23 protein-coding genes, 2 rRNA genes, 1 pseudogene and 1 riboswitch are annotated in these 23,039 nt (G+C 49.2%); of the genes and pseudogenes, 5 read left to right on the top strand and 21 right to left on the bottom strand.

All coding sequences use genetic code 11. From position 1 onward, the window contains the following. Window positions 1–45 precede the first annotated feature (45 nt). From purD to purM, 4 genes are all read right to left on the bottom strand, one after another. Window positions 46–1,311: a phosphoribosylamine--glycine ligase gene (purD, locus tag ABIA61_RS09840; protein WP_283654694.1), complete on the bottom strand. Its 1,266-nt coding sequence runs from the start codon at window positions 1,309–1,311 to the stop codon at window positions 46–48. 89 nt (window positions 1,312–1,400) lie between these two features. Next, entirely contained in the window at window positions 1,401–2,948 is a 1,548-nt protein-coding gene (gene purH, locus ABIA61_RS09835) for a bifunctional phosphoribosylaminoimidazolecarboxamide formyltransferase/IMP cyclohydrolase (RefSeq protein WP_404580660.1), read from the bottom strand. A 129-nt stretch (window positions 2,949–3,077) separates the two neighbouring features. Next, a complete protein-coding gene (gene purN / locus ABIA61_RS09830) occupies window positions 3,078–3,692 on the bottom strand; it encodes a phosphoribosylglycinamide formyltransferase (protein ID WP_283654693.1) in 615 nt (204 codons plus the stop codon). Continuing rightward, a complete protein-coding gene (gene purM / locus ABIA61_RS09825; RefSeq protein WP_404521034.1) occupies window positions 3,692–4,732 on the bottom strand; it encodes a phosphoribosylformylglycinamidine cyclo-ligase in 1,041 nt (346 codons plus the stop codon). Before purM ends, purN begins: the two co-directional genes overlap by 1 nt. A 118-nt stretch (window positions 4,733–4,850) precedes the next feature. Between purM and ABIA61_RS09820 the strand changes: the two genes are divergently transcribed. Then, window positions 4,851–5,156: a hypothetical protein gene (locus ABIA61_RS09820; RefSeq protein ID WP_404580659.1), complete on the top strand. Its 306-nt coding sequence runs from the start codon at window positions 4,851–4,853 to the stop codon at window positions 5,154–5,156. Window positions 5,157–5,468: 312 nt separating this feature from the next. Here the strand turns inward: ABIA61_RS09820 and purF are convergent, their stop codons facing one another. Genes purF through ABIA61_RS09795 form a run of 5 tightly spaced genes read right to left on the bottom strand, consistent with a single transcriptional unit; the run spans window position 5,469 to window position 11,035 of the window. Continuing rightward, window positions 5,469–6,950: an amidophosphoribosyltransferase gene (gene purF, locus ABIA61_RS09815; RefSeq protein WP_149096211.1), complete on the bottom strand. Its 1,482-nt coding sequence runs from the start codon at window positions 6,948–6,950 to the stop codon at window positions 5,469–5,471. Then, on the bottom strand, window positions 6,935–9,178 hold the full coding sequence (gene purL, locus ABIA61_RS09810; RefSeq protein WP_404580658.1) for a phosphoribosylformylglycinamidine synthase subunit PurL: 2,244 nt from the start codon (window positions 9,176–9,178) through the stop codon (window positions 6,935–6,937). Before purL ends, purF begins: the two co-directional genes overlap by 16 nt. Further along, window positions 9,156–9,845 (bottom strand): phosphoribosylformylglycinamidine synthase subunit PurQ, encoded by a 690-nt coding sequence (gene purQ, locus ABIA61_RS09805; protein ID WP_283654689.1) that lies wholly within the window; start codon window positions 9,843–9,845, stop codon window positions 9,156–9,158. Before purQ ends, purL begins: the two co-directional genes overlap by 23 nt. Before the next feature lie 4 nt (window positions 9,846–9,849). Beyond that, window positions 9,850–10,095 carry a phosphoribosylformylglycinamidine synthase subunit PurS gene (gene purS, locus ABIA61_RS09800; protein ID WP_014279841.1) on the bottom strand — a complete coding sequence of 82 codons (246 nt, stop codon included), beginning with the start codon at window positions 10,093–10,095 and terminating at the stop codon, window positions 9,850–9,852. Window positions 10,096–10,153: 58 nt separating this feature from the next. Beyond that, window positions 10,154–11,035, bottom strand: coding sequence for a phosphoribosylaminoimidazolesuccinocarboxamide synthase (locus tag ABIA61_RS09795; RefSeq protein WP_404521031.1), 882 nt, complete (start codon window positions 11,033–11,035; stop codon window positions 10,154–10,156). 204 nt (window positions 11,036–11,239) lie between these two features. Here ABIA61_RS09795 and ABIA61_RS09790 point away from each other — a divergent pair, with 204 nt between their 5' ends. Further along, entirely contained in the window at window positions 11,240–11,440 is a 201-nt protein-coding gene (locus tag ABIA61_RS09790) for a hypothetical protein (RefSeq protein WP_283654687.1), read from the top strand. A gap of 196 nt (window positions 11,441–11,636) precedes the next feature. Then, on the top strand, window positions 11,637–11,882 hold the full coding sequence (locus ABIA61_RS09785) for a hypothetical protein (RefSeq protein WP_283654686.1): 246 nt from the start codon (window positions 11,637–11,639) through the stop codon (window positions 11,880–11,882). Here ABIA61_RS09785 and purB read toward each other — a convergent pair. From purB to ABIA61_RS09760, 5 genes are all read right to left on the bottom strand, one after another. Further along, window positions 11,857–13,155 carry an adenylosuccinate lyase gene (gene purB, locus ABIA61_RS09780; protein ID WP_283654685.1) on the bottom strand — a complete coding sequence of 433 codons (1,299 nt, stop codon included), beginning with the start codon at window positions 13,153–13,155 and terminating at the stop codon, window positions 11,857–11,859. The genes ABIA61_RS09785 and purB overlap by 26 nt on opposite strands. Window positions 13,156–13,157: 2 nt before the next feature. Then, window positions 13,158–14,333 (bottom strand): 5-(carboxyamino)imidazole ribonucleotide synthase, encoded by a 1,176-nt coding sequence (purK, locus tag ABIA61_RS09775; RefSeq protein ID WP_283654684.1) that lies wholly within the window; start codon window positions 14,331–14,333, stop codon window positions 13,158–13,160. Continuing rightward, window positions 14,330–14,815: a 5-(carboxyamino)imidazole ribonucleotide mutase gene (gene purE / locus ABIA61_RS09770; RefSeq protein WP_283654683.1), complete on the bottom strand. Its 486-nt coding sequence runs from the start codon at window positions 14,813–14,815 to the stop codon at window positions 14,330–14,332. The genes purK and purE overlap by 4 nt, the downstream gene beginning before the upstream one ends. 147 nt (window positions 14,816–14,962) lie before the next feature. Continuing rightward, window positions 14,963–15,064: riboswitch (purine riboswitch) on the bottom strand. A gap of 352 nt (window positions 15,065–15,416) precedes the next feature. After that, window positions 15,417–15,851, bottom strand: coding sequence for a universal stress protein (locus ABIA61_RS09765; RefSeq protein ID WP_044647006.1), 435 nt, complete (start codon window positions 15,849–15,851; stop codon window positions 15,417–15,419). 145 nt (window positions 15,852–15,996) lie between these two features. After that, window positions 15,997–16,260 carry a DUF1294 domain-containing protein gene (locus tag ABIA61_RS09760; RefSeq protein ID WP_044647005.1) on the bottom strand — a complete coding sequence of 88 codons (264 nt, stop codon included), beginning with the start codon at window positions 16,258–16,260 and terminating at the stop codon, window positions 15,997–15,999. A gap of 179 nt (window positions 16,261–16,439) precedes the next feature. Here ABIA61_RS09760 and ABIA61_RS09755 point away from each other — a divergent pair, with 179 nt between their 5' ends. Next, a complete protein-coding gene (locus ABIA61_RS09755) occupies window positions 16,440–16,568 on the top strand; it encodes a DUF4023 family protein (RefSeq protein ID WP_023987044.1) in 129 nt (42 codons plus the stop codon). A 221-nt stretch (window positions 16,569–16,789) separates the two neighbouring features. Here the strand turns inward: ABIA61_RS09755 and ABIA61_RS09750 are convergent. Next, window positions 16,790–17,040, bottom strand: a pseudogene (locus ABIA61_RS09750) (alpha-galactosidase); the annotation flags it as partial. Next, entirely contained in the window at window positions 17,041–17,220 is a 180-nt protein-coding gene (locus ABIA61_RS09745; RefSeq protein WP_404521026.1) for a glycoside hydrolase family 36 N-terminal domain-containing protein, read from the bottom strand. Window positions 17,221–17,523: 303 nt separating this feature from the next. Here ABIA61_RS09745 and ABIA61_RS09740 point away from each other — a divergent pair, with 303 nt between their 5' ends. Next, window positions 17,524–18,684, top strand: coding sequence for a type II asparaginase (locus ABIA61_RS09740; protein ID WP_283654682.1), 1,161 nt, complete (start codon window positions 17,524–17,526; stop codon window positions 18,682–18,684). 288 nt (window positions 18,685–18,972) lie between these two features. On the opposite strand, the gene ABIA61_RS09735 is transcribed toward ABIA61_RS09740, so the two are convergent. From ABIA61_RS09735 to ABIA61_RS09715, 5 genes are all read right to left on the bottom strand, one after another. Next, complete coding sequence (locus tag ABIA61_RS09735) at window positions 18,973–19,110, bottom strand: hypothetical protein (protein ID WP_167518699.1); 138 nt, start codon at window positions 19,108–19,110, stop codon at window positions 18,973–18,975. Between the two features lie 114 nt (window positions 19,111–19,224). Next, a complete protein-coding gene (locus ABIA61_RS09730; protein WP_283654681.1) occupies window positions 19,225–21,357 on the bottom strand; it encodes a DNA topoisomerase III in 2,133 nt (710 codons plus the stop codon). A gap of 122 nt (window positions 21,358–21,479) precedes the next feature. Further along, window positions 21,480–22,472 (bottom strand): ketoacyl-ACP synthase III, encoded by a 993-nt coding sequence (locus ABIA61_RS09725; RefSeq protein ID WP_404580657.1) that lies wholly within the window; start codon window positions 22,470–22,472, stop codon window positions 21,480–21,482. A gap of 201 nt (window positions 22,473–22,673) precedes the next feature. Next, window positions 22,674–22,790: ribosomal RNA gene (rrf, locus tag ABIA61_RS09720) — 5S ribosomal RNA — on the bottom strand. A gap of 155 nt (window positions 22,791–22,945) precedes the next feature. After that, window positions 22,946–23,039: ribosomal RNA gene (locus tag ABIA61_RS09715) — 23S ribosomal RNA — on the bottom strand; the annotation flags it as partial.

Below are 23,039 nucleotides of genomic sequence, written 5' to 3'. Positions count from 1 at the left end.
AAAAAGAGCCTCCGAAGAGGTCCTCTCTATCTTGTAAAAACGCTTCTATAGCAGTGCTTTTGCCGCAATATCCGTACGGTTTTGCTTGCCTTCAAAGGTAATACGTGCCGCCTGTTCATACGCCTTGTCCCGCGCTTCGGCAATATCACGTCCCAAGCCGACCACGCCCAACACACGTCCGCCGTTTGTGATCCACTCGCCCTGTTCATTGATGCCTGTACCGGCATGAAACACGGTGGCTTCATTCGCCTGATCCAGTCCGTGGATCGGCACCCCTTTGGCGTACGAACCGGGATAGCCCCCGGAAGCCAACACCACACATACCGCCGCTTCATCTTTCCACTCAATCTCTACCTGATCCAGCGTGCCATTCACAGCAGCCAGGAAAATATCAAGCAGATCAGATTTTAGCCGTGGCAGTACAACCTGCGTTTCCGGATCACCGAAGCGTGCGTTAAACTCAATCGTCTTCGGCTTACCGTCCGGAGAAATCATCAATCCCGCGAATAAAACGCCCCGGAACGGACGACCTTCAGCCACCATCGCTTTTGCCGTCGGCTTAATGATGGTCTCAATGGCTTCCTCAATAATCGAATCCGCTATATGCGGTAATGGGGAATACGTGCCCATCCCCCCGGTATTCGGCCCTTTGTCACCATCAAAAATAGGCTTATGATCTTGCGCCGCTGCCATCGGACGAACCGTTTCACCATCCACAAAGGAAAGAATCGACATTTCCTGTCCCGCCAGAAACTCCTCGATCACGACCTGCGCCCCAGCTTCTCCGAACACCTTCGCTACCATAATGTCGGATAAAGCTTTTTCTGCTTCCTCCATAGAGTAAGCGACCGTTACCCCTTTGCCTGCTGCCAGTCCATCCGCCTTAATGACCACAGGAATCGGCTGCTCCTTCAAATAGGCATGTGCTTCCTCATAGGTATAAAACTTCCGATAGATTGCTGTCGGAATATGGTATTTGTGCAGCAGATCCTTCATGAAGATTTTGCTGCCTTCAATTTCTGCTGCATTTTTACGCGGTCCGAATACCGGAATGCCTTTCGCTTCGAAAGCATCCACAATACCGTCTGCCAACGGATCATCGGGGCCAACCACGACAAGTCCGACCTTTTTGGATTCCGCCAGCTCTGTCAACGCGTCAAAATCACTCACCGGAATCGGCACGCACTCCGCCAAATGCCCGATGCCGGCATTGCCCGGCGCGCAGTAGATTTGTCCGGCCTTGGGGCTTTTTTTCAGTGCCCACACAATCGCATGCTCACGGCCGCCCCCACCGATAACCAAAATATCCATTCAGGTGATTCCTCCCGCTCCCGTTATGGTGTCAAGATTTTGCAAAATCCTCGTGTGAGAGAATGCTCTGCATCCTCAGCTAATACAAGCTAGTGCTTGAAATGACGCACGCCTGTGAAGACCATCGCAATGCCGTGTTCGTTAGCAACCTTGATGGATTCTTCGTCCTTGATGGAGCCGCCCGGCTGAATAATTGCCGTAATGCCTGCTTGGGCTGCCAGTTCCAGCGTATCGCCCATCGGGAAAAATGCGTCAGATGCCAGCACAGCACCTTTTGCTTTGTCTCCAGCCTGCTCGATAGCGATTTTAGCCGCTCCGACACGGTTCATTTGTCCCGCACCCACGCCAATGGTCATGTTGTCTGCCGCCAGTACGATCGCATTGGACTTCACATGCTTAACAACTTTCCAGCTAAACAAAAGCTGTTTCAATTCTTCCTCGGATGGCGCACGCTCCGTCACTACGGTAAGCGCGTCCGGGTCGACAGCGTGAATGTCGTTCTGCTGAACAACCATGCCGCCTTCAATGGAAGTAACGACGAAGCGACTTTCAGCCTGTTCAGATGTGGACAACTCGCCCAGATCGAGCAAACGGATGTTTTTCTTTTTCGTCAAAATCTCCAGTGCTTCTTCCGTAAAGCCCGGTGCCTGTACAATTTCCAAAAAGATTTCGCTCAGCTTCTTCGCTGTATCGCCGTCAATAATCCGATTAGCCGCTACGATGCCGCCAAAAATGGAAGTTGGATCAGCCGCGTACGCCTTGCTGTACGCTTCATAAATGCTGCCGCCGATTCCCACGCCGCAAGGATTCATATGCTTAACAGCTACCACTGCTGGCTCGCTGAATTCTTTAACAATTTGCAGGGCCGCGTTAGCATCGTTGATATTATTGTAGGACAGTTCCTTGCCGTGAAGCTGCTTCGCTGTCGTCAGTGTACCCTTTGCCGCCAACGGCTGACGGTAAAATGCCGCCTGTTGATGCGGATTTTCGCCATAGCGCAAATCCTGAATTTTTTCATAGGTTACCGTGTAACGCTCAGGCAAAGGCTCGCCTGTCACATTCGACAAATAATCGGAGATGAGCGCGTCGTATGATGCGGTATGACGGAAAACCTTTGCTGCCAAACGCTTACGAGTGTTCAGCTCGGTATCGCCATCCTTGCGGATTTCGTCCAGCACCGTGCTATAATCGTCCGCATCTACTACCACACTTACGAATGCATGGTTTTTCGCCGCAGAACGCAGCATGGTTGGACCGCCGATATCAATATTTTCAATCGCGTCCTCATAGGTTACACCGGGTTTGGCGATCGTTTCCGCAAAAGGATACAGATTCACAACGACCAGATCAATATAGTCCAGTCCAAGCTCCTTCATCTGACGCTGATGCTCCTCATTATCCCGAACAGCCAGCAAGCCGCTGTGTACCGCAGGATGAAGTGTTTTAACACGTCCGTCCATAATTTCAGGAAATCCTGTTACCTCAGAAATGCCGATGACAGGAATACCCTCCTTTGACAACAAGCTGCTCGTTCCCCCTGTCGAAACGATCTCCACACCCAATTTGGACAACTCGCGGCAAAATTCCACGATCCCCCGTTTATCTGATACGCTGACGAGCGCTCTTTTAATACTCACCATTTCTCCTCCTTTAGCTCTTCAGGATTTTGCAAAATTCGGTTTTATCAATTTATTTCCCGAGAAATATCGGAAAATGCCTGTACGGCATCCTTGATATGACAATGATATGACAAATTACAATCATCTTTAGAGAAGTGAAATTACCTTGCGCCCATCCAATTGGATTTTGCCTTGAGACAGTCTGCCAACCACCTCTGGATATAGCTGACGTTCCACGGATTGAATAGCTGCGGATAAGGATTCTGCTGTATCATGGTCGTGTACTTCTACGACACGCTGGGCAATAATTGCTCCCGTATCCATCCCCCCGTCCACAAAATGAACGGTAACCCCACTGACCTTGACCCCATAGGCCAATGCCTGTCCAACAGCATCTTTCCCTGGAAATGCAGGAAGTAGTGACGGATGAATATTGATAATTTTTCCGGCGTAGGCATCTACCATAACACTGGATAGCAAACGCATGTAGCCTGCTAACACGATGAGATCAATGGATTTCTGCTCCAGCAAAGCAACCAGTTCACGCTCATAATCTTCGCGGGAAGCATATTCCTTGGGTCGAAAAGTGTGACACGCAATTCCGGCCTTCTGTGCTCTGGCTACGGCAGGAGCCGCAGGCTTGTCACAGATCAGCAGTTCTACCGTTGCCCCGCCCAGTTCTTCCCGCACAGCCGCATCCACCAATGACTGAAAATTCGTTCCTTCACCTGATGCAAAAACAGCAACTCGGTACTCGTTCATTACACCTCGGCTCCCGTAAAGGTCACGATAGAACTGCCTTCCGTTACTTTTCCGATCACATAAGCGGCTTCGCCCTGTTCTTTCAGAACTTCCAGTGCAGTCTGTGCATGCTCTTCGCCTACAACGATAACCATTCCAATTCCCATGTTAAAGGTTGTGAACATGTCTTTGTTGGAGATTGCGCCTTTTTCCTGCATGAGCTGGAAGATCGGCAGAATCGGCCAAGCGCCGTATTCTATATCCACATTAACGTGATCCGGCAGCACTCTAGGGATATTTTCGATAAAACCGCCGCCCGTGATATGCGCCATGCCTTTTACCTTTACCTTGTCCAGCAAAGCCAAAACGGATTTCACGTAAATTTTCGTTGGCTCCAGCAGTACATCGCCCAGTTTGCCGTTCAAGCCTTCGATTTCATCATGCAGACTGTATCCTTGCTGTTCCAATAACAGCTTGCGAACCAGTGAGAAGCCATTACTGTGTACTCCGCTGGAGGCCAGTCCGATAACCGTATTTCCGGGGGTAATGGAACTGCCGTTAATGATCTTGCTTTTATCTACAATCCCGACCGTAAATCCGGCAATATCATATTCACCTTCGCTGTACATCCCCGGCATTTCTGCTGTTTCACCGCCGACCAGCGCACAACCCGACTGATGGCAGCCCTCTGCGATTCCAGCAACAATAGCTTCGATTTTCTCAGGTATAACCTTGTCACAAGCGAGATAGTCGAGAAAAAAGAGCGGCTCCGCGCCCCCGACGACAATGTCGTTCACACACATCGCAACCGCATCAATACCAATGGTGTCATGACGATCCATCGCGAAAGCAAGCTTCAACTTTGTGCCGACTCCATCCGTACCGGAAACGAGTACAGGCTCCTCGTACTTATCCTTATTCAGGCCGAACAACGCACCGAATCCGCCCAAATCCGTCAGCACTTCGGGACGGAAGGTACGTTTGACGTGCTTTTTCATCCGTTCTACTGCTTCATTACCGGCAGCGATATCTACCCCTGCGTTTTTGTATGCTTCGGACATTCATGAACACTCCTTCAAATGATTGACCCTCCTAAGTCCTCCCTAATAGGGAGGATTCCATGGGGCTGCTCCCCCTGGACCCCTCAAGAGTCGGTCAGATGCGTAGGGTTGGTGTTGCTTGGTGATTGGTTCGTGCTGGGAGTCGCGTGTTTTCCTTGTGGTTTGCGGGATTTTCCCACCAACCACAAGGACACGCTTTAGAGCGCGGCCGCCTTTCGCAGCGGCGGCAGGGCACATCCCGGGCTGTTTGCTTCGCAAAGGCGGGGATGTGCCGGGCAAAGTAGTGAGCAGCGCCAATGGCTGGCTTACTTCTTTGCCCTCAGGTTTGAGGCAGGCAGCTTCGCCCAGCCTGCTATTGAGCCTCGCTTCGCTGGCTCAACCTTATAAGAGCAGGGTGACTTTATATGAGTCACCGCCCCTTTAAAAACTCATGGCATGAAATAGTTATGCCATGAGTTTTTAACTGCCTTTCCTATCCTCTTCCCCGTGGGGAACAGAAGAGGTACAGGCACGGCTGCAAAGGGATGTATAACTGAGGAACGCAGCGGGTGGAAGGATTCTGGAGAAGCGAAGCGTTCGCCTTTGCCGCTGGATTCCAACCCTGTAAGGGTTATTCCAATCCAGGAATCCAGCGGCAACAGCGATCGGAAGAACCTTCCACTCGCGGAGTGGCCCCCTCAGAACCGCCATCCCCATCCCCACCATGCACCGTTGTACCTCTTTTGTTCCCTTTTTCTCAACAACTACATCCGAGCTTTTCTTCGCCTTTGAAATCCACTTGAGTGGGATAATCATTATCGAAGCAGGCCAGGCACAAACCACCTTTGTAATCCTCTTCGTTATATCCGCCTACAGCGGCGATCAAGCCCTCAGCGCTCATAAAATAGAGCGAATCGGCGTTAATCTCCTGGCGGATTTCCTCGACTGTTTTGGACGACGCGATCAGTTCCCGGCGATCCGGCGTGTCGATACCGTAGAAGCACGGGTTTTTGAAAGGCGGCGAGGTGATACGTACATGTACCTCTAGCGCCCCCGCATCCCGTAGCATATTCACGATTCGACGGGATGTGGTGCCCCGCACAATGGAATCGTCGATCATGATGACCCGTTTACCTTCGACAACGCGGCGTACGGCGCTCAGCTTCATTTTCACACCTTGCTCGCGCAGCTCCTGACTCGGTTGGATGAAGGTACGTCCGGTGTATTTATTTTTAATCATGCCCAATTCATAAGGAATACCTGTCTGCTCTGCATAACCAATCGCTGCAGAAATACTGGAATCCGGTACCCCGGTAACCAAATCAGCATCGACAAAAGCTTCCAACGCCATTTGGCTGCCCATTCTTTTACGTGCAGCATGAAGATTGGCTCCGTTCAAGTCACTGTCCGGACGGGCAAAATAAATATATTCCATCGCGCACAATGCTTTACGATGCTTGCCTTCACTGTAACGGTCTTCGTGCAGTCCATTTTTGTCCAACACCAACAGTTCACCCGGCTCGATATCGCGCAACAGCTCTGCTCCAATCGTTTCCAAAGCACAGGATTCAGAAGCAAACAAATATGCATCACCCAATCTGCCCATCGTCAACGGACGCAAGCCGTTGGGATCAGAAGCAACTAGCAGTTTATCGTTGGTCATAATGAGGAAAGCAAACCCGCCGACGATACGTTTCAATGCATCTTTGGCGGCCTCCACCAAATCCTTGGACGACCGAGCTATCAAATGCGCTACTACTTCTGTATCGCTTGTCGTTTGAAAAATAGACCCGCCCTGCTCCAGCTCATGCCGGATTTGCAAAGCATTCACGATATTCCCGTTCGTCGCTACCGCCAGATCACCATCACGGTATTTGAAAACCAATGGCTGTGCATTCGTCAGCTTACTGTCTCCACTTGTCGAGTAGCGCACATGTCCTATGGCAATGTCGCCTGTCAGCGAAGCCATCAAATCTTTATTGAACACTTCTTTAACAAGGCCCATTCCACGATGATAATGGAACTCGTCGCCACTGCTCACACAGATGCCCGCGCTTTCCTCCCCACGATGCTGGAGCGCATGCAATCCGTAATATGCTAGAGAAGCAGCATCGGAGTGTCTGTACACCCCGAATACGCCGCACTCCTCTTTTAATTTATCAAACAGCCCCTCTTTACCAGAGCCTTCATTATAATAATCTCCAGTCCACAACGTCCGTGCTGTTATTTCATCAGACATGGAATGACATCCTCCCAGATTTGCTTCAAACTGGCGACTGCCTCGTTCAAAGCGGGTTGTCCGTTCACCTCAACTGTCAATTGTGATCCTTCAACTTTTCCTAATACGGTAACTGGCACTTCTAAACCACGCAGATGTGCTTCCAGCGCAGACGCTTGATCCGGCGATGCAGATAACAAAATGCGGGACTGACTTTCGCTAAACAAAGCATGGTCAGGACGCAAGGTTGTTTCTACGTTGACCTGTGCTCCCAATCCGCCGCTAATCCCGGATTCGGCAAGCGCTACAGCCAATCCGCCCTCTGCCAGATCATGCGCGGATTGTACCAAGCCTGATTGGATGGCGCTAAGCACCGCAGTCAGCAGTTTTTTCTCTACGTTCAAATCCAGCTCAGGCGGGCGTCCCTCAGATACACCGTGTACGACAGCCTGGAACTCACTGCCTCCCAGCTCGGCCTTCGTTTCTCCCACCAGGAAAATCACGTCACCTTCGGCTTTAAAGCCTTGTGTCGTAATATGATCCGTATCATGCACCAGACCTACCATGCCCACAACAGGCGTCGGATAGATGGAGCCTTTGGCATTTTCGTTGTACAAGCTGACATTGCCCCCGATAACGGGGGTATCCAGTACGCGGCAAGCTTCTGCCATCCCGTCTACAGCTTTTTCCATTTGCCAGAAAATATCCGGTTTCTCAGGGTTGCCGAAGTTCAGGTTGTCCGTGATCGCCAGTGGCTCGCCGCCGGAGCATACAATATTACGTGCTGCTTCGCTGACCGCAATCCGTCCGCCTACCTCTGGATCAAGGTATACGTAACGTCCGTTACAATCCGTCGTCATGGCGAGTCCCTTGCGGGTTCCGCGCACCGTCACTACGGCTGCATCTGAGCCCGGACGAACGGCCGTGCTAGTGCGAACCATGTAATCATACTGCTCATATACCCATTTCTTGCTGGCTACACTTGGCGAAGACAATACCTTTTTCAGCGCATCGTTCAAATCCGTCACTTCTGCATAACGCAGTGTGTCAATGGCAGCGTTTTGCTCATAATAAGCAGGAACCTCAGATGGCTTATCGTAAATCGGACACTCGTCCACCAGCGCTGTCACTGGCATGTCACCCACCACTTCATCGTGGTGGAACAAACGCAGACGCCCGTCATCCGTCACCTTGCCGACCTTGGCACAAATGACACCCCAACGCTCGAAAATTTCCAGCGCCTGTGCTTCATCCTTCGGTTCTACTACGAACAGCATGCGTTCCTGTGATTCAGAAAGCATCATTTCATAAGGTGTCATGCCCTCTTCACGCTGCGGTACCTGATCCAGATACAGCTCAAGGCCGTTGCCAGCCTTACTCGCCATCTCCGCACTGGAGCAGGTAAGCCCTGCCGCGCCCATATCCTGAATACCCAGTACAATACCGCTGTCGATCAGCTCCAGACATGATTCCATGACCAGCTTCTCCATGAATGGATCGCCTACCTGAACCGCCGTGCGATTCGCTTCGGATTCCTCGGTCAGCTCAACCGATGCGAATGTCGCTCCGTGAATCCCGTCACGGCCTGTCGGCGGTCCCACATAAAACACCGGGTTACCGACCCCTTTAGCAACACCGCGCTGGATTTTATCATGGTCAATCAGTCCGACACACATCGCATTGACGAGTGGATTGCCTTCGTAGCTTTCATCAAATACAACCTCGCCGCCTACCGTCGGAATACCGATACAGTTCCCATATCCCGCAATACCGGATACCACATGCTCGAACAAATATTTCACACGGTCGCTCTCCAGCTTGCCAAAACGCAGGGAGTTCAGCACCGCCACAGGTCTTGCACCCATCGAGAAAATATCACGGATGATGCCGCCGACCCCTGTCGCTGCCCCCTGAAAAGGTTCTACAGCCGACGGATGGTTATGACTTTCGATTTTAAAAACAACCGCCTGGTTATCACCGATATCTACAATCCCTGCGCCTTCACCCGGTCCCATCAGAACTCGCGGACCACTCGTTGGAAAACGACGCAGCAACGGCTTGGAGTTTTTGTAAGCACAATGCTCTGACCACATGACACTAAATACGCCAATCTCTGTATAGTTCGGCTGACGTCCCATGAATTCACAGATCAACGCATATTCGCTGTCCGACACACCCATCTGTTGATACAGTTTATGCTCGGCAACCTGCTCTGCCGTTGGTTCCTTAGCGGACACTTGCTGCGCCATGACGATCCCTCCAAGCGTTCAAAATAGATGTAAACATACGTTTGCCGTCATCCGTTCCAAGCAATGCGTCCACCGCGCGTTCCGGGTGAGGCATCATGCCCAGTACGTTTCCTTGCTGATTACAAATCCCTGCGATATCCGTTACGGAACCGTTAGGATTATCTTTATACGTAAATACGATCTGGTTATTCGCCTGCAAGCGAGCCAGCGTCTCATCATCACAGTAATAGTTGCCTTCACCGTGGGCGATCGGAATGACGATCTCTTCACCGGCAGCATAATCTTTTGTAAAAGGCGTTTCGTTATTCGCAACCTTCAACACCGTATCGTGGCAACGGAACTTCATCGACAGATTACGGCGTAAAGCACCAGGCAACAGCCCGGCCTCGGTCAAAATTTGAAAACCGTTGCAAATACCCAAAATGTATTTGCCCTCGGCAGCCGCTTTGGCTACTTCCTTCATCACCGGGGCAAACCGGGAAATCGCGCCGCAACGCAGGTAATCCCCGTAGGAGAAGCCTCCTGGAACAAGAATACAATCATAAGGCGACAGATCCGTCGCAGTATGCCAAACATAATCGACAGGTTCACCGACCGTGTCCTCTACCGCCTTATAGCAGTCAATATCACAGTTGGAGCCCGGAAAAACCAGAACTGCAAATTTCATGGAATCAGCCCTCCAGTTCGTAGCGGTAGTCTTCAATGACCGTGTTGGCCAACAGCTTTTCGCACATCTCGATGACGCGCTTTTCTGCACTCTCGCGGTCTGTTGTATCCAGATTCAATTCCATATACTTACCAATTCTGACGCTGTCCACTTCTCCGAAGCCCATAGAATGCAGTGCGCCTTGCACCGCAACCCCCTGCGGGTCCAAAACGCTTTGCTTAATTGTGACATAGACCGTTGCTTTAATCATGTTCCTTCAGTTCCTCCTCCGAATGGATGAATCCTATTGGTTGAATTATGATTACTATTTACTGTGCCGTCAGACGCCGCCAAATATCCGTATATCTTGCAGTCGTTTCTTCTACGACCTCAGCAGGCAACGGATCGGGCTTGCTGTTCTTGTCCCAACCGGATGCAGCTAAATAGCTTCGCACCGGTTCCTTGTCCATGCTGTCAATCTCGACATCCAGCTCATACTTTTCCTGTGCCCAAAAACGGGATGAATCCGGGGTGAAAATTTCGTCAATCAAAATAACCTTTCCACCAACAAGACCAAACTCAAACTTGCAGTCAGCTAAAATAATTCCACGCTTCTCGCAGAAAGCACGCGCAAATTCGTACAATGCCAAGCTTTTTTCCTCAAGCTCGCCTGTCAGTTCAGCCCCGACCAGTTCTTTCATCTGATGAAGGGAAATGTCCTCGTCGTGTCCAACATCATTTTTCGCAGCAGGTGTAAATAAAGGCTTGGGAAAACGTTCATTTTTACGTAGCCCCTTCGGCAATGGAATGCCGTTCACCTCACCGTTCTGCTCATACTGACGCCAGCCGCCTCCAGTAATATATCCGCGCACCACACACTCAATGTCGATACGTTCAGCCTTCAGCGTGACCATGATCCGATCTTTCAGCAATTCTTTATTCTGTTCGTCGATCACATGTCCGAGCTTGTTCACATCGGTATGCACGACATGGTTTTCCAACAAGTCCTTCGTCTGTTCAAACCAGAAAGCGCTGAGCTTATTCAGCACATTCCCCTTTTCGGGCACGGGTGGCTCCAGCACATAATCAAAGGCCGAAATCCGGTCCGTCACGACAATCAGAAAATGCTCTCCGAGATCATACAGCTCACGCACCTTGCCTTTGTAGAGCAGCGGCGCATGGATCAGACCCTCGGCAGTAGACAATGACATTTCTAACTTCCTCCTCTAAAAGAGTTTGCCCCTCAAACCTTGGCCCCTCCTAAATCGAACCTTGCCCCTCCTAAATCCTCCCCTCGGGGAGGACCCCCAGGGCTGCTGCCCTCGGGACTCCCGCAAGGGTTGGCGCAGTGAGCAGGGGATGACGGGTTACTGGAGCTGGGGTGGTGTGAGCGCGTTCCGCTGGATTAAGGCTTGTTGGCACAAGCTTTAATCCAGCAACGCTTTTACGTTGGCGCATATCGACGTTTTTACGAGCGTTTGCTTCGTATCAACTTTGAAAGCTCTAAGCTGCAATTTTATATGCAGCTTACGGTTGTACCATGGCTCGGCGTATTACATGTCGCCTACCATTCGGCCCGTGGCCGTGGCTCGGCATGCCATGCGGCCGAGCATTAAGGCTTTGCCTGTCGTGCGCATATGCTACGCATACGCACTTATACGTTGGCTCAAGGCTTCGCTCCTTGAGCCTTGCGCGTTCTTGGGAGGGCTGCAGGCTGTTTGCTACGCAAATTCGGCAGCCCTCCCAAGAACGTTGCTTCGCGACAGAAAAGCAGTGGAACACGCTTTTCTATCACTCTTTGGGGTGTGCGGCATGTTATACACCGCACCTCCCCCTATTCCTGCTCCCACACGAGGGTTGGTGCTGGATTGCAGCGAAGCGAACGGAATCGTTCTGGAGAAGCGTCAGCGCTTGCCTTTGCCCATGGATTCCAACCTTTACGGGTTTATTTCAATCCAGGAATCCAGGGGCAACAGCAATCGGAAGAATGATCCGTTCGCGCAGCGGCCTCACCAAGCGCCAACCTTCGCTCCTACTCCCCTAATCCCAGCTTTTTAAAGATCGTATCTACGTTTTTCAGATGCCATGCCGGGTTGAACGCATCCTCGATTTCATCCGGGCTGAGTACAGCGGTAATTTCCGGAGTCGCCTCGACGATTTCACGGAATTGACGTTGCTCTTCCCATGCCTGCATAGCACGCGGCTGTACGGTATCGTAGGCTTTTTCACGGCTAAAGCCCTTGTCGATCAGCTTCGTCATAATACGACCGGAGAACGGTACACCATACGTACGCGCCATATTGCGCTTCATATTTTCAGGGAATACCGTCAGGTTCTTCACGATATTGCCAAAACGGTTCAGCATGTAGTTCAACAGCATCGTTGCATCCGGCAAAATGATACGTTCCACGGAAGAATGCGAAATGTCTCGTTCATGCCACAGTGTTACGTTCTCATACGCGGATACCATATGCCCGCGAATCACACGCGCCAGACCGGAAATATTTTCGCTACCGATTGGATTGCGTTTATGCGGCATCGCAGAGGAACCTTTTTGACCCTTCGCGAAGGCTTCTTCCACCTCACGGAATTCACTCTTTTGCAGGGCGCGGACTTCGGTTGCAAATTTATCCAACGATGTGGCTACCAGTGCCAATGTCGCCATGTATTCGGCATGACGGTCACGCTGGAGCGTTTGCGTGGAGATTGGCGCAGGCTTGGTGCCCAGCTTGCGGCATACAAACTCTTCTACCGCTGGATCAATGTTAGCGTACGTTCCGACTGCGCCAGACATTTTACCGTACTCTACCTGGTCAGCCGCAAAGTGGAAACGCTCCAGATTGCGCTTCATTTCCTCGTACCACAGAGCCATTTTCAGGCCAAACGTCGTCGGTTCAGCGTGTACCCCGTGTGTACGGCCCATCATCGGCGTATGCTTATAAGCCAGTGCTTTTTCTTTCAAAATTTCAATAAAATTCAAGATATCGCGCTCTAGAATTTCATTCGCCTGCTTCAACAGGTAGCCCAGTGCGGTATCTACCACATCCGTGGAGGTCAGGCCGTAATGCACCCATTTGCGCTCATCGCCAAGGCTTTCGGACACCGTGCGGGTAAAAGCAATGACATCATGTCTTGTTTCCTGTTCGATTTCATAGATCCGGTCAATATCAAAGCTTGCGTTCTTACGCAGCGCCACAGTGTCCTCTTTCGGAATAACGCCCAATTCTGCCCAAGCTTCACAGGCACACAATTCTACTTCCAGCCATGCTTTAAATTTATTTTCTTCCGTCCAAATGGCTCTCATTTCCGGTCTGCTATAGCGTTCGATCATAACTATTTATTCCCCCAAATATTGGTTTGTTCGATCCATTCCAGCGCTTGTTCCGCATCCTGGCACAGTAGATTCATATGTCCCATCTTTCGGCCTGGTTTGGCTTCGCTTTTTCCATACAAATGCAGCTTGGGTACAACATCCAATCTTTCAGCTTCGGCATCCGCCTGCACGAACCGCTGAATCACGTCCTCCAAATGCTCACCTAACACATTGACCATAACGACTGGAGTCAGCAGCTTTGTGCTTCCCAGCGGCAAGCCACAAATGGCACGTATATGCTGCTCAAATTGCGACGTTGCGCATCCCTCCATCGTATAATGACCGGAGTTATGTGGCCTCGGTGCCAACTCATTGACGTACAATTGTCCGTCTTCGGTAACGAACATTTCTACAGCAAGCAGCCCCACCGCACCTAACGATTCCGCCACAGCCACAGCCAGCTTGCTTGCTTCCTCCTGCACGGATTGTGGCACGCGCGCGGGTACAATCGACGTGTGCAAAATATTGTTCACATGAATGTTTTCCGCAGGTGGGAAGGCTTTGGCTTCCCCGTTCGTGCTGCGTGCGACGATTACCGAGATTTCACAGCGAAAACGAATGAACTGTTCTAGCACCAGTTCCGCACCGCTACCAGCCAGCCGTTCGTAGGCAGCTACAGCTTCCCCAGTTTGGCGAATGACCGCCTGCCCCTTACCATCATAACCGCCGACGGCTGTCTTGAGTACACATGGCACGCCCAACTCGGCTACCGCTTGAACCATATCAGCAGCGCTGCCGATTTCACGATACGGAGCGACCGGAACGCCAGCGGCTTCAATGGAGCGTTTCTCCCGTAGTCGATGCTGTGTTGTGTACAATAAACGGCTACCCTGCGGCACACTTGATTCCTGTTCCAAAAGCGCGGCTACTCCTGCATCCACATTTTCAAACTCATACGTGATCACATCGCATCGCCCGGCCAACTCTCTGGCTGCATGCTCATCATCATAGGCAGCGAAAATCTGCTCTGACACCTGCCCGCACGGACTATCCGGTGTCGGGTCCAGCGTCACAAAACGGTATCCCATCTTTGCTCCCGCCAGTACCAGCATTCTCCCCAGCTGTCCGCCTCCCAAAAGTCCAATCGTTGTACCGGGAGGTCGAACACAGCCTGCGGGTTTACATGCCTCATTCATAGCGAGTCACTGCCTTCCAGCACCTCATCACGGATACGGTCGCGTCTTGCTTCGACCCGCTGGCGCACTTTTTCATCAAAAGCAGCCAATATTTGTGCTGCCAGCAGCCCTGCATTCGTAGCGCCTGCTTTACCAATTGCTACAGTAGCGACCGGAATGCCTCCCGGCATCTGCACAATGGAGAGCAAGGAGTCCAGACCGTTCAGCGCCTTCGACTGGACAGGCACACCGATGACTGGCAATGTCGTCTTGGCCGCCACCATACCCGGCAAATGCGCCGCGCCACCCGCTCCAGCAATAATAACCTTCAGCCCGCGCCCAGCGGCTTCCTCTGCAAAACGAAACATCAGATCCGGCGTTCGATGGGCTGAGACTACCTTTTTTTCATATCCGATTTCAAGCTCGTCCAGCACTGCACATGCATGCTGCATGGTGTCCCAGTCCGATGTGCTGCCCATAATAACAGCGACCTGCACTGACATGTCCTTCACTCCCTGTTTATCAATAAGCGCCAAAAATCCGGCACTCGAAAATAATGTTATTTTCAAGACACCGGACTACGAAAAACAAACGACAAAGCCTCTCAAGGGCATGCCAAAGGCAAGCCTGTTTCACCGCAACAAATGCGGCTTCAGCCGTATGTCTCCCGTAGTCCGGAAATTTAAGGTTTCCAGGTAGAAACTTCCGGGCCATATCCCCGGCATTATACGAGTCATCATTTTGCCTACTCGACCTTTAAACATATTCTTTACAAGTATAATCGTGGTCTGTTTCGGCTCAAGCATGTGTACCTTATTAATTTTTACCTAAAGTTCTTTTTTTATCGACAATACACTTCATAGTTTAACAATTCCCTACACCTTATGTCAACTTGGAAACGAACATTATTAAAATCAACCAATTGAATGTTCGTGTTTTACAAAACACAAACCCTTTTCTACCCGCAAGACGGGACGGTAGCTATACATTTAGCCGACTCTTTGCCTCAGACTACCATCATAGATCGGCTCTATGCTCCACAAAAAAATAAAAGCCGGTACTTCCTGTACAGGCAGTAATCCGACTTTTATTCCTTCTATTCTGTTACTTCACGACCAGCACAGGAATGCGTGCATGCTGCACCACATTATGACTGACGCTGCCTAACACAAATTCACGAATACCGCCCAAACCACGGCTGCCGATCACAATCACATCAAAGCCATTTTCATTCGCATAATCCAAAATAACTTCAGCTGGCGAACCCTGAATCAGCTCCACCTTAGCGTCAATGCCCTGGTCGGCAAGCCGTTTTTTGACCTCATCCGTGGTTTGCTCCGCCAAATCGTAATATTCTTTATTCACCGAAGCTGGAATCGGAGCCAAACCTTCCCCCATGAATATACGCGGAAAATCAAATGCTGTTACAACCTCAAGCTGCGAGGACGGTGATGCCTTGGTTAATTCTGCTGCCTTCAGCAAGGCCTTGTTGGATGCCTCGGAACCGTCATAAGCAAGCAATATTTTCGAAAATAACATACATATGCACCTCTTCCTATTCAGTTTGTCAGAACAACGCCTGAAATATGTATTCCCTTGGCCGCTCATACATTCACATTGCCGGACGCTAGCATAGCCGCCTTACTCATCATTAAACATCCCCATGAGAGCCTAAACCACGGCTTTACCGTAAAAAATACCCGTACAGCAATGCATTAACGAACAGCAACGCAGGAATACCCAGTCTGAAGCTCATATGCCGCGTTTTGTGGCGTTTGCGGTACATTGCAATCAGCACGCCCAACGCTCCCCCAATCAGGGCCAGCAAAAATAGCGTCCGTTCGGGTACCCGATCACGGTGCTTACGCGCCCTCTTTTTGTCTTCCGACATTACCAGATAGCCTACTGCATTTATAAACAGCAGCCACACCAACAAGCCTGTCTGCAATGTCTCCCCTCCTTTTACACACCGTACCGAGTCCAGGCATTAGCCCCTCTAAGCCCTCTCCCCTTCATTATAACTCCACCCCTTTTGCAGAAACAACGCCTTCTCCTGACTGAAATACCGCTTTTGCGGATATAGTAACGTTGTATGACGGATATCCTTGAATTAAAGGAGGGACTACGATGGAAAGCACCCATGAATACGTCGAAAAGCTGCGGGAAAATGCAAAAAAGGCAGAACGCAACCGTAAAAGAGGAAAAGGAACTCCCAGCGCCAGCTTGCCAACCAAACAGCATACCAACAATCCTTAATTGCAGGTACCCTGCTGTAAAACCATGTTATTCACGTATAATGTCAGTTTGGATTGCAATGTATTTACTTTAGATGTTGCAAAAACCAGATACATTACCTTCTTTTAGCTTCTGCAAAAACAACAAGCAGGCTCCCTTTGAGGTGTCTGCTTATTGTAATTTCGATGTTCACTTCTATCCTGTCGCAGTAATCTCTTCTCCCAGTCTACCCAGACAGACAACCAACCATCGTCCAGTACAAACAGCTCAATTCCAAGTTCCTGACCAGCCGAAGCAATTTCTTTAATCCGATCCCCATTAAAATTAAAATACGTGGCTTTCCCACAGTTTTTAATCAGCACCGGACGACCTGATCACGAAATCCTCCTCTTGACAGTCTTGTTCAATATAAGCGATGATAGGTGCGCGACATATCATACAATTCTTCCCAGGAACGAACCAGTACAGCTTCCGGCGTCTGGAATGACTCTCCCTACCTCATGAACCAGACAATTGCACATATCATAATCACCGTCACGAAATCCACATTACAGCTCAAAGCCCGTCGAAGCGTTACATTTGAACTGCCTATATTTTCAAAACGTACAGAACGAGTGATAGCATCTAATTCATTGAATACTGTATATTGTAGAACGGCCGGAAGACCGGTCAATTTCGGTTTACCCTGTGTAATCGTATGACTTACATAAAGTTAGCTCCCCCTATCATCCTACTAATGAACTCTATACAAAATCATATAAAAAGTAATTGCTATCACCTTACAAAACACCTTATACAAACAATAAAACGATTACATTCATAAAAAATAAGTTATTACGTCATATTATATGACATATATATTGACTAAAAACAATTTCAGCCTCTATAATTCGTGATATTAACGTAATTCGACAAAATATTTGTCAGTTAATCTATCATTCATATCTATGTTTTTCACATTGGAGAGGAGCTTTATATGACTAACATGAAAAAAATGACAATGATTCCCCTGCTGGCCAGCTTTATTCTCGGAAGTACCTTATGGAGTGGTGGTTTTACCGCTAACGCTGCGGCAGCAGCTACCACCAGCACGACTGTACCTCCATCTGCCACTACCATCACCGATAAATCTGAGAAACCACAAACGAATAATCTACCCAACATTAAAATACTTGCTACTGGGGGAACCATCGCAGGGTCATCTGCCGTCAACACCGATACAACCGACTACAAAGCAGGCGCGTTGGGTGTCGAGACTCTGATTAACGCCGTTCCTGAAATGAAAAGTATTGCAAACGTCAGCGGTGAACAGGTTGTCAACGTGGGCAGTCCTGACATTAATAATGATATCCTTTTAAAACTCGCCAAACGTACGAATGAACTGCTCGCCAGAGATGATGTAGACGGAATCGTTATTACTCATGGTACAGATACGCTGGAAGAAACCGCTTATTTCCTCAATCTGGTCGTCAATAGCGATAAGCCTGTGGTTGTCGTTGGCTCCATGCGTCCAGCTACAGCAATCAGCGCCGATGGTCCTTTTAACCTTTATAATGCTGTCAAAGTCGCCGGGGCTTCAGCCTCCAAAGGTCAAGGCGTACTCGTACTGCTAAATGACCGTATCGGTGCAGCGAGATACATTACCAAAACGAACACGACAGCAGTCGATACGTTCAAGTCTGTGGAGCAGGGATACCTGGGAGCTGTTGTGGGAGATCAAGTGTACTACTACAACAAATCTACACACAAGCATACAACTGCTTCTATGTTCGATATTTCCATTCTGACCCAACTGCCTCAGGTAGATATTTTATACGAATATCAAAATAACGGGCGCTATCTGTATGATGCAGCCGTAGCGGCAGGTGCCAAAGGGATCGTCGTGGCAGGCTCCGGCAATGGTTCCTTGTCCAAGACCTCTACAGAAGGTGCTGAGGCAGCAGGTAAAAAAGGAGTCATCATCGCACGTTCCAGCCGTGTAGGGAGCGGGATCGTCTCTCCGTCAACGAAAGACGCAGCGTCCAACTTTGTTTCCACTGACTCGCTCAATCCGCAAAAAGCACGGATCTTGCTCATGCTTGCTTTGACTCAAACGCATGATGTTAAAGAAATTCAGTCCTTCTTTAATGAATACTAATAAATGAGTAAATAAGGATTTGTGAAAATCCAAATAAGCATTCTCAATGAACAATAAGATATAAAAGCCAGCTCACAAAAAAAATGGAGCAGCAGTAACGGTGATATACCGTAACTGTTGCTCCTTTTTCGCAAGACAATGACAACCTACAACTCCATACGGAGGCCAATTGTCTCAGCCTTGATATAGCTTCAAGTTTAAGTTTGCCTGTCAGATGGTTAAATCCATACCATTCAATGGATAACTGATTCCATTTTTGATACAATCCATGGCTCCTGCCACTTCGTATCAAGACTGCTGTTTAGGAATTCCATTCAGGCTTGGAGGATATTTCGCTTGCTTCTCTGGATGTGGAGCGATTTCTTCCTCCAATATACTTGATTTATTTTGCTGATTGTTGATTTTAAGCGGTTTATGCTTGGGCATAACTACTCACCTCCTAGGCTTACCATGCCAAAGAGAGAGAGCTTTTATACCGATTTTGCTGCTTGCTTCTTGTCATTACTGCTGCCTTAGTATTGGTCTACTGTTAGCTTTCAGTTATTTCCCCTGCTTTTGTTCCAAGGCTGCTTTCAGTAGATCACCCAGACTGGAGCCAAGAGGCTCCTGCTTTTCATATTGTCTTACCAGCTTCTGCTGTTCACGTTTGTTTACCCGTTGCTTGTCCTTGTCCAGCGTCTCGGTAATGCCACAAGACAGACATCTTACATACAACCCCGCCTTGCCCTCTTTCATTTCCATTTTTTTATGGCACTGCGGACAACGACGATTCGACAAACGTTTTTCTCCCGAACGGCGATAGCCGCAATCCACACTTGGACATACGAGGAACTTGCCCTGTTTGCCCTTCTTCTCCAAAAGCTTTGCACCACAATCCGGGCAATGGCTGTTTGTCACGTTATGGGGCTTGTATTCGGCACTGCTATTTTTCACAGTGGAAACCAGCTCTTTCGCCATCGCACGAATGGAGTCCAGGAACGGTCCTGGTTGCCCTTGACCACGCGCGATTCGTTCCAGCTCCGCTTCCCAACGTGCCGTCAGCTCCGGTGTTCTTAGCTGTGGAGCTGCCAGCTCAATCAGTTGCTTGCCTTTCCCCGTTGGATGCATTACATTTCCCTGACGCTCAATTGTATCCGAGCTAACCAGCTTCTCAATCAGATCCGCGCGAGTAGCAGGAGTACCCAGACCATGCTTCTCCATCTGAGCAAGTAGTGCCGCTTCCGTATACCGCTTCGGCGGCATCGTTCGTCCAGCACGCACAAGGCAACGCTGAACCCGGACGGAATCCCCTTTTTTCAGTTCAGGTAAAATAACACCACTTCCGTTGTCCTCACGTTCCTCTGCTTCGTCGTCCGTATCATAGAGACTTCCGTCATATACAGCACGCCAGCCACTATCTTTTATTGTCGTGCCTTTGACTTGAAACGTTTCCTGCTCTACCGTTACTGCAACCGCTACAGCATCATAACGAGCAGGTGGATAGAAAAGACTGATAAATCGCCGCGCAATCAGATCATACAGCTTACGTTCCTCCGGGCCTAGCTGATTAAGTAACAACGTCTGCTCTGTAGGGATGATCGCATGGTGATCTGTTACTTTGCTGTCATCCACAATTCGCTTCGAGACCGTCAAGCTCTTGCGCAGTAACGGACGTGCCAAGGAAGCATACGGGCCTACAGCCACACTATTAAGCCGTTCCTTAAGGGTATCCACCATATCGGATGTCAGATAACGGCTGTCTGTACGTGGATACGTGACCAGCTTATGCTGCTCATACAGACGTTGAAGCACATTAGATGTCTGCTTGGCCGAAAAGCCGTAGCGCTGGTTGGCATCCCTTTGCAGCTCGGTTAAATCATAAGCCAACGGGTGTGGCTCATTCTTTTCACTTTTTTTGACACTGGCAACCATGCCTTTGACGCCTTCCAATTTGCGGCGCAAAGCCTCTGCTTGAGTACGGTCAAACATGCGTGAATCGCCATTTTCCGCACGCCAAGTTGCCTGAAAATCACCAAAGTCCGCCGTCAATGTATCATATTCCTGAGAACGAAACTGAGTAATTTCCTTCTCACGTTCCATAATCATCCCCAGCGTCGGTGTCTGTACTCTTCCCGCCGAAAGCTGAGCGTTATAGCGACAGGTCAATGCGCGAGTCACATTCAGACCAATCATCCAGTCTGCTTCAGCCCGACAACGAGCCGATTCATACAAACGATCAAACTGCTGTCCAGGCAACAGCTTCGCGAAACCTTCCTTAATCGCCTTGTCCGTCTGTGATGAAATCCACAAGCGGTGGAAAGGCTTTTTCCAGTTCGCCATTTGTATAATCCAACGTGCCAACAGCTCCCCTTCACGAGCAGCATCCGTTGCCACAATAAGCTCTCCAATGTCCTGCCGCTTCATGAGCTGCTGCACAGCCTTGAACTGATGATTGCTTTCCCGCAGTACCTTCAGCTTGGTACTCTTTGGAAGGATCGGCAGGTCCTCCAAATTCCAGGTCGCATACTTAGAATCATAATCCTCCGGCTCTGCCAGTCCAACCAAATGTCCTAACGCCCACGTCACAACATACTTAGGCCCCTCTATATAGCTTTTATGCTTCTCACGGCTTCCCATCACACGTGCAATCTCTCTGGCTACGGATGGTTTTTCTGCTAATACTAATACCTTCATGTTACGCCCCTTTCTCTTATATTGTTAATTATACCATCCTCCCATCTTACGATAAATCAAATGCCAACGGCTCTCAAAGACGTGATTGTACATACTATTACTTCTACATTTTATAGGACAGCTTACAAATCAGGCACGCTCCATTTTAACAGCAGACCTGCATAAGTCAGGCCCCCTCCGAACCCATATAACAATACCCGCTGCCCATACCGTAAACGCCCATCATCCAAACCGCACTGTAAAGCCAAAGGAATAGATGCCGCCGATGTATTGCCATAAAACTCTACACTTGTCAGCGTCTTTTCCAAAGGTATTGTCCCTCGTTCACATATGGATTCGATCATTCTCAGATTGGCGCTATGCGGTACAAACCAGTCAAGATCCTCATTCTTCATTCCAGCCTGCTCCAATAACCGTTCTACTCCCGCTGGGACAGAGCGAACAGCCCATTTATAAACCTCACGTCCATTTTGAACAAGAAATCCATTAGTTTGCAGCTTTTCTCCATCTAAATAATCAGATAAACCTGCACGATATAGATGTACTCCCCCTTGTCCATAAGTTCCGATATCTGCGGTTAAAAATGATCCTTCATCCTCGTCATATTCAACAAGAGCAGCCCCTGCGCCGTCTCCAAAAAGTATACAAGTCGTCCGGTCCGTATAATCTGTAATTTTAGACAACGTTTCCGCTCCCACCACTAACACCTTACGGTGTAGACCACCCGTAATAAGGCCATTAGCCAGGTGAAGTCCATAGGTGAACCCTGCACATGCTGCACTTACATCCATGGATCCCGTATCTGGAATATTAAAATGCGCCTGAATCCGTGAAGCTGTACTTGGAAAGTAGTAATCAGGTGTACTTGTTGCTACAATGATCATATCAACTTCGTTTATATTTACGTTATAGAGGTTAATCATACGTGTAACGGCCTGAATACATAAATCAGATACATATTGATCTTCAGCCGCAATTCGCCGTTCACGCATACCCGTTCGTTGCACAATCCACTCGTCACTAGTATCCACAAGCGTCTCCAAGTCAGCATTCGTCAAAATCCGTTCAGGTACATAAGTACCCAGGGCCGTAAGCTTTGCTTTAGAATTCAACAATCTGATCACTCTCCTTTATAATCCTTGCCCTATTATAACACCTGATACTAATACCTGGTACTAATTTATTTCAAATTAGCTTCAATTGATATGAGTTAGTCTCAATTTGTACCTTTCCATTAAGTTAAGTATATATGTCTTACCTTTTCAACACAAAAAAAGAACCACATTCTCCTTGAGATTGTGGTTCTTTTTACTTTTGCTTGGCGACGTCCTACTCTCCCAGGACCCTGCGGTCCAAGTACCATCGGCGCTGGAGGGCTTAACGGTCGTGTTCGGGATGGGTACGTGTGGAACCCCTCCGCTATCGCCACCAAACATGAATTTGTAAAACAAATTCTTCCGTATGGATATTCAGTTCATCACTAATCGTGTAAATGAATAGCCATGCGCTTATCGTATGTATCTTCTACATACCTTCAAGGTGTTACACCCTGAAAACTGGATCCGAAACTCCATTGCGTCCTATACTTTAGGATAAGCCCTCGACCGATTAGTATTGGTCAGCTCCATGCATTACTGCACTTCCACCCCCAACCTATCTACCTCGTCGTCTTCAAGGGGTCT

The sequence above is a fragment of the Paenibacillus sp. RC21 genome, assembly GCF_044907935.1.
Taxonomy (GTDB): domain Bacteria; phylum Bacillota; class Bacilli; order Paenibacillales; family Paenibacillaceae; genus Paenibacillus; species Paenibacillus terrae_A.
The sequence above is the reverse complement of the archived record's forward strand: the minus strand, read 5'-3'. Positions and strand labels throughout refer to the sequence as shown.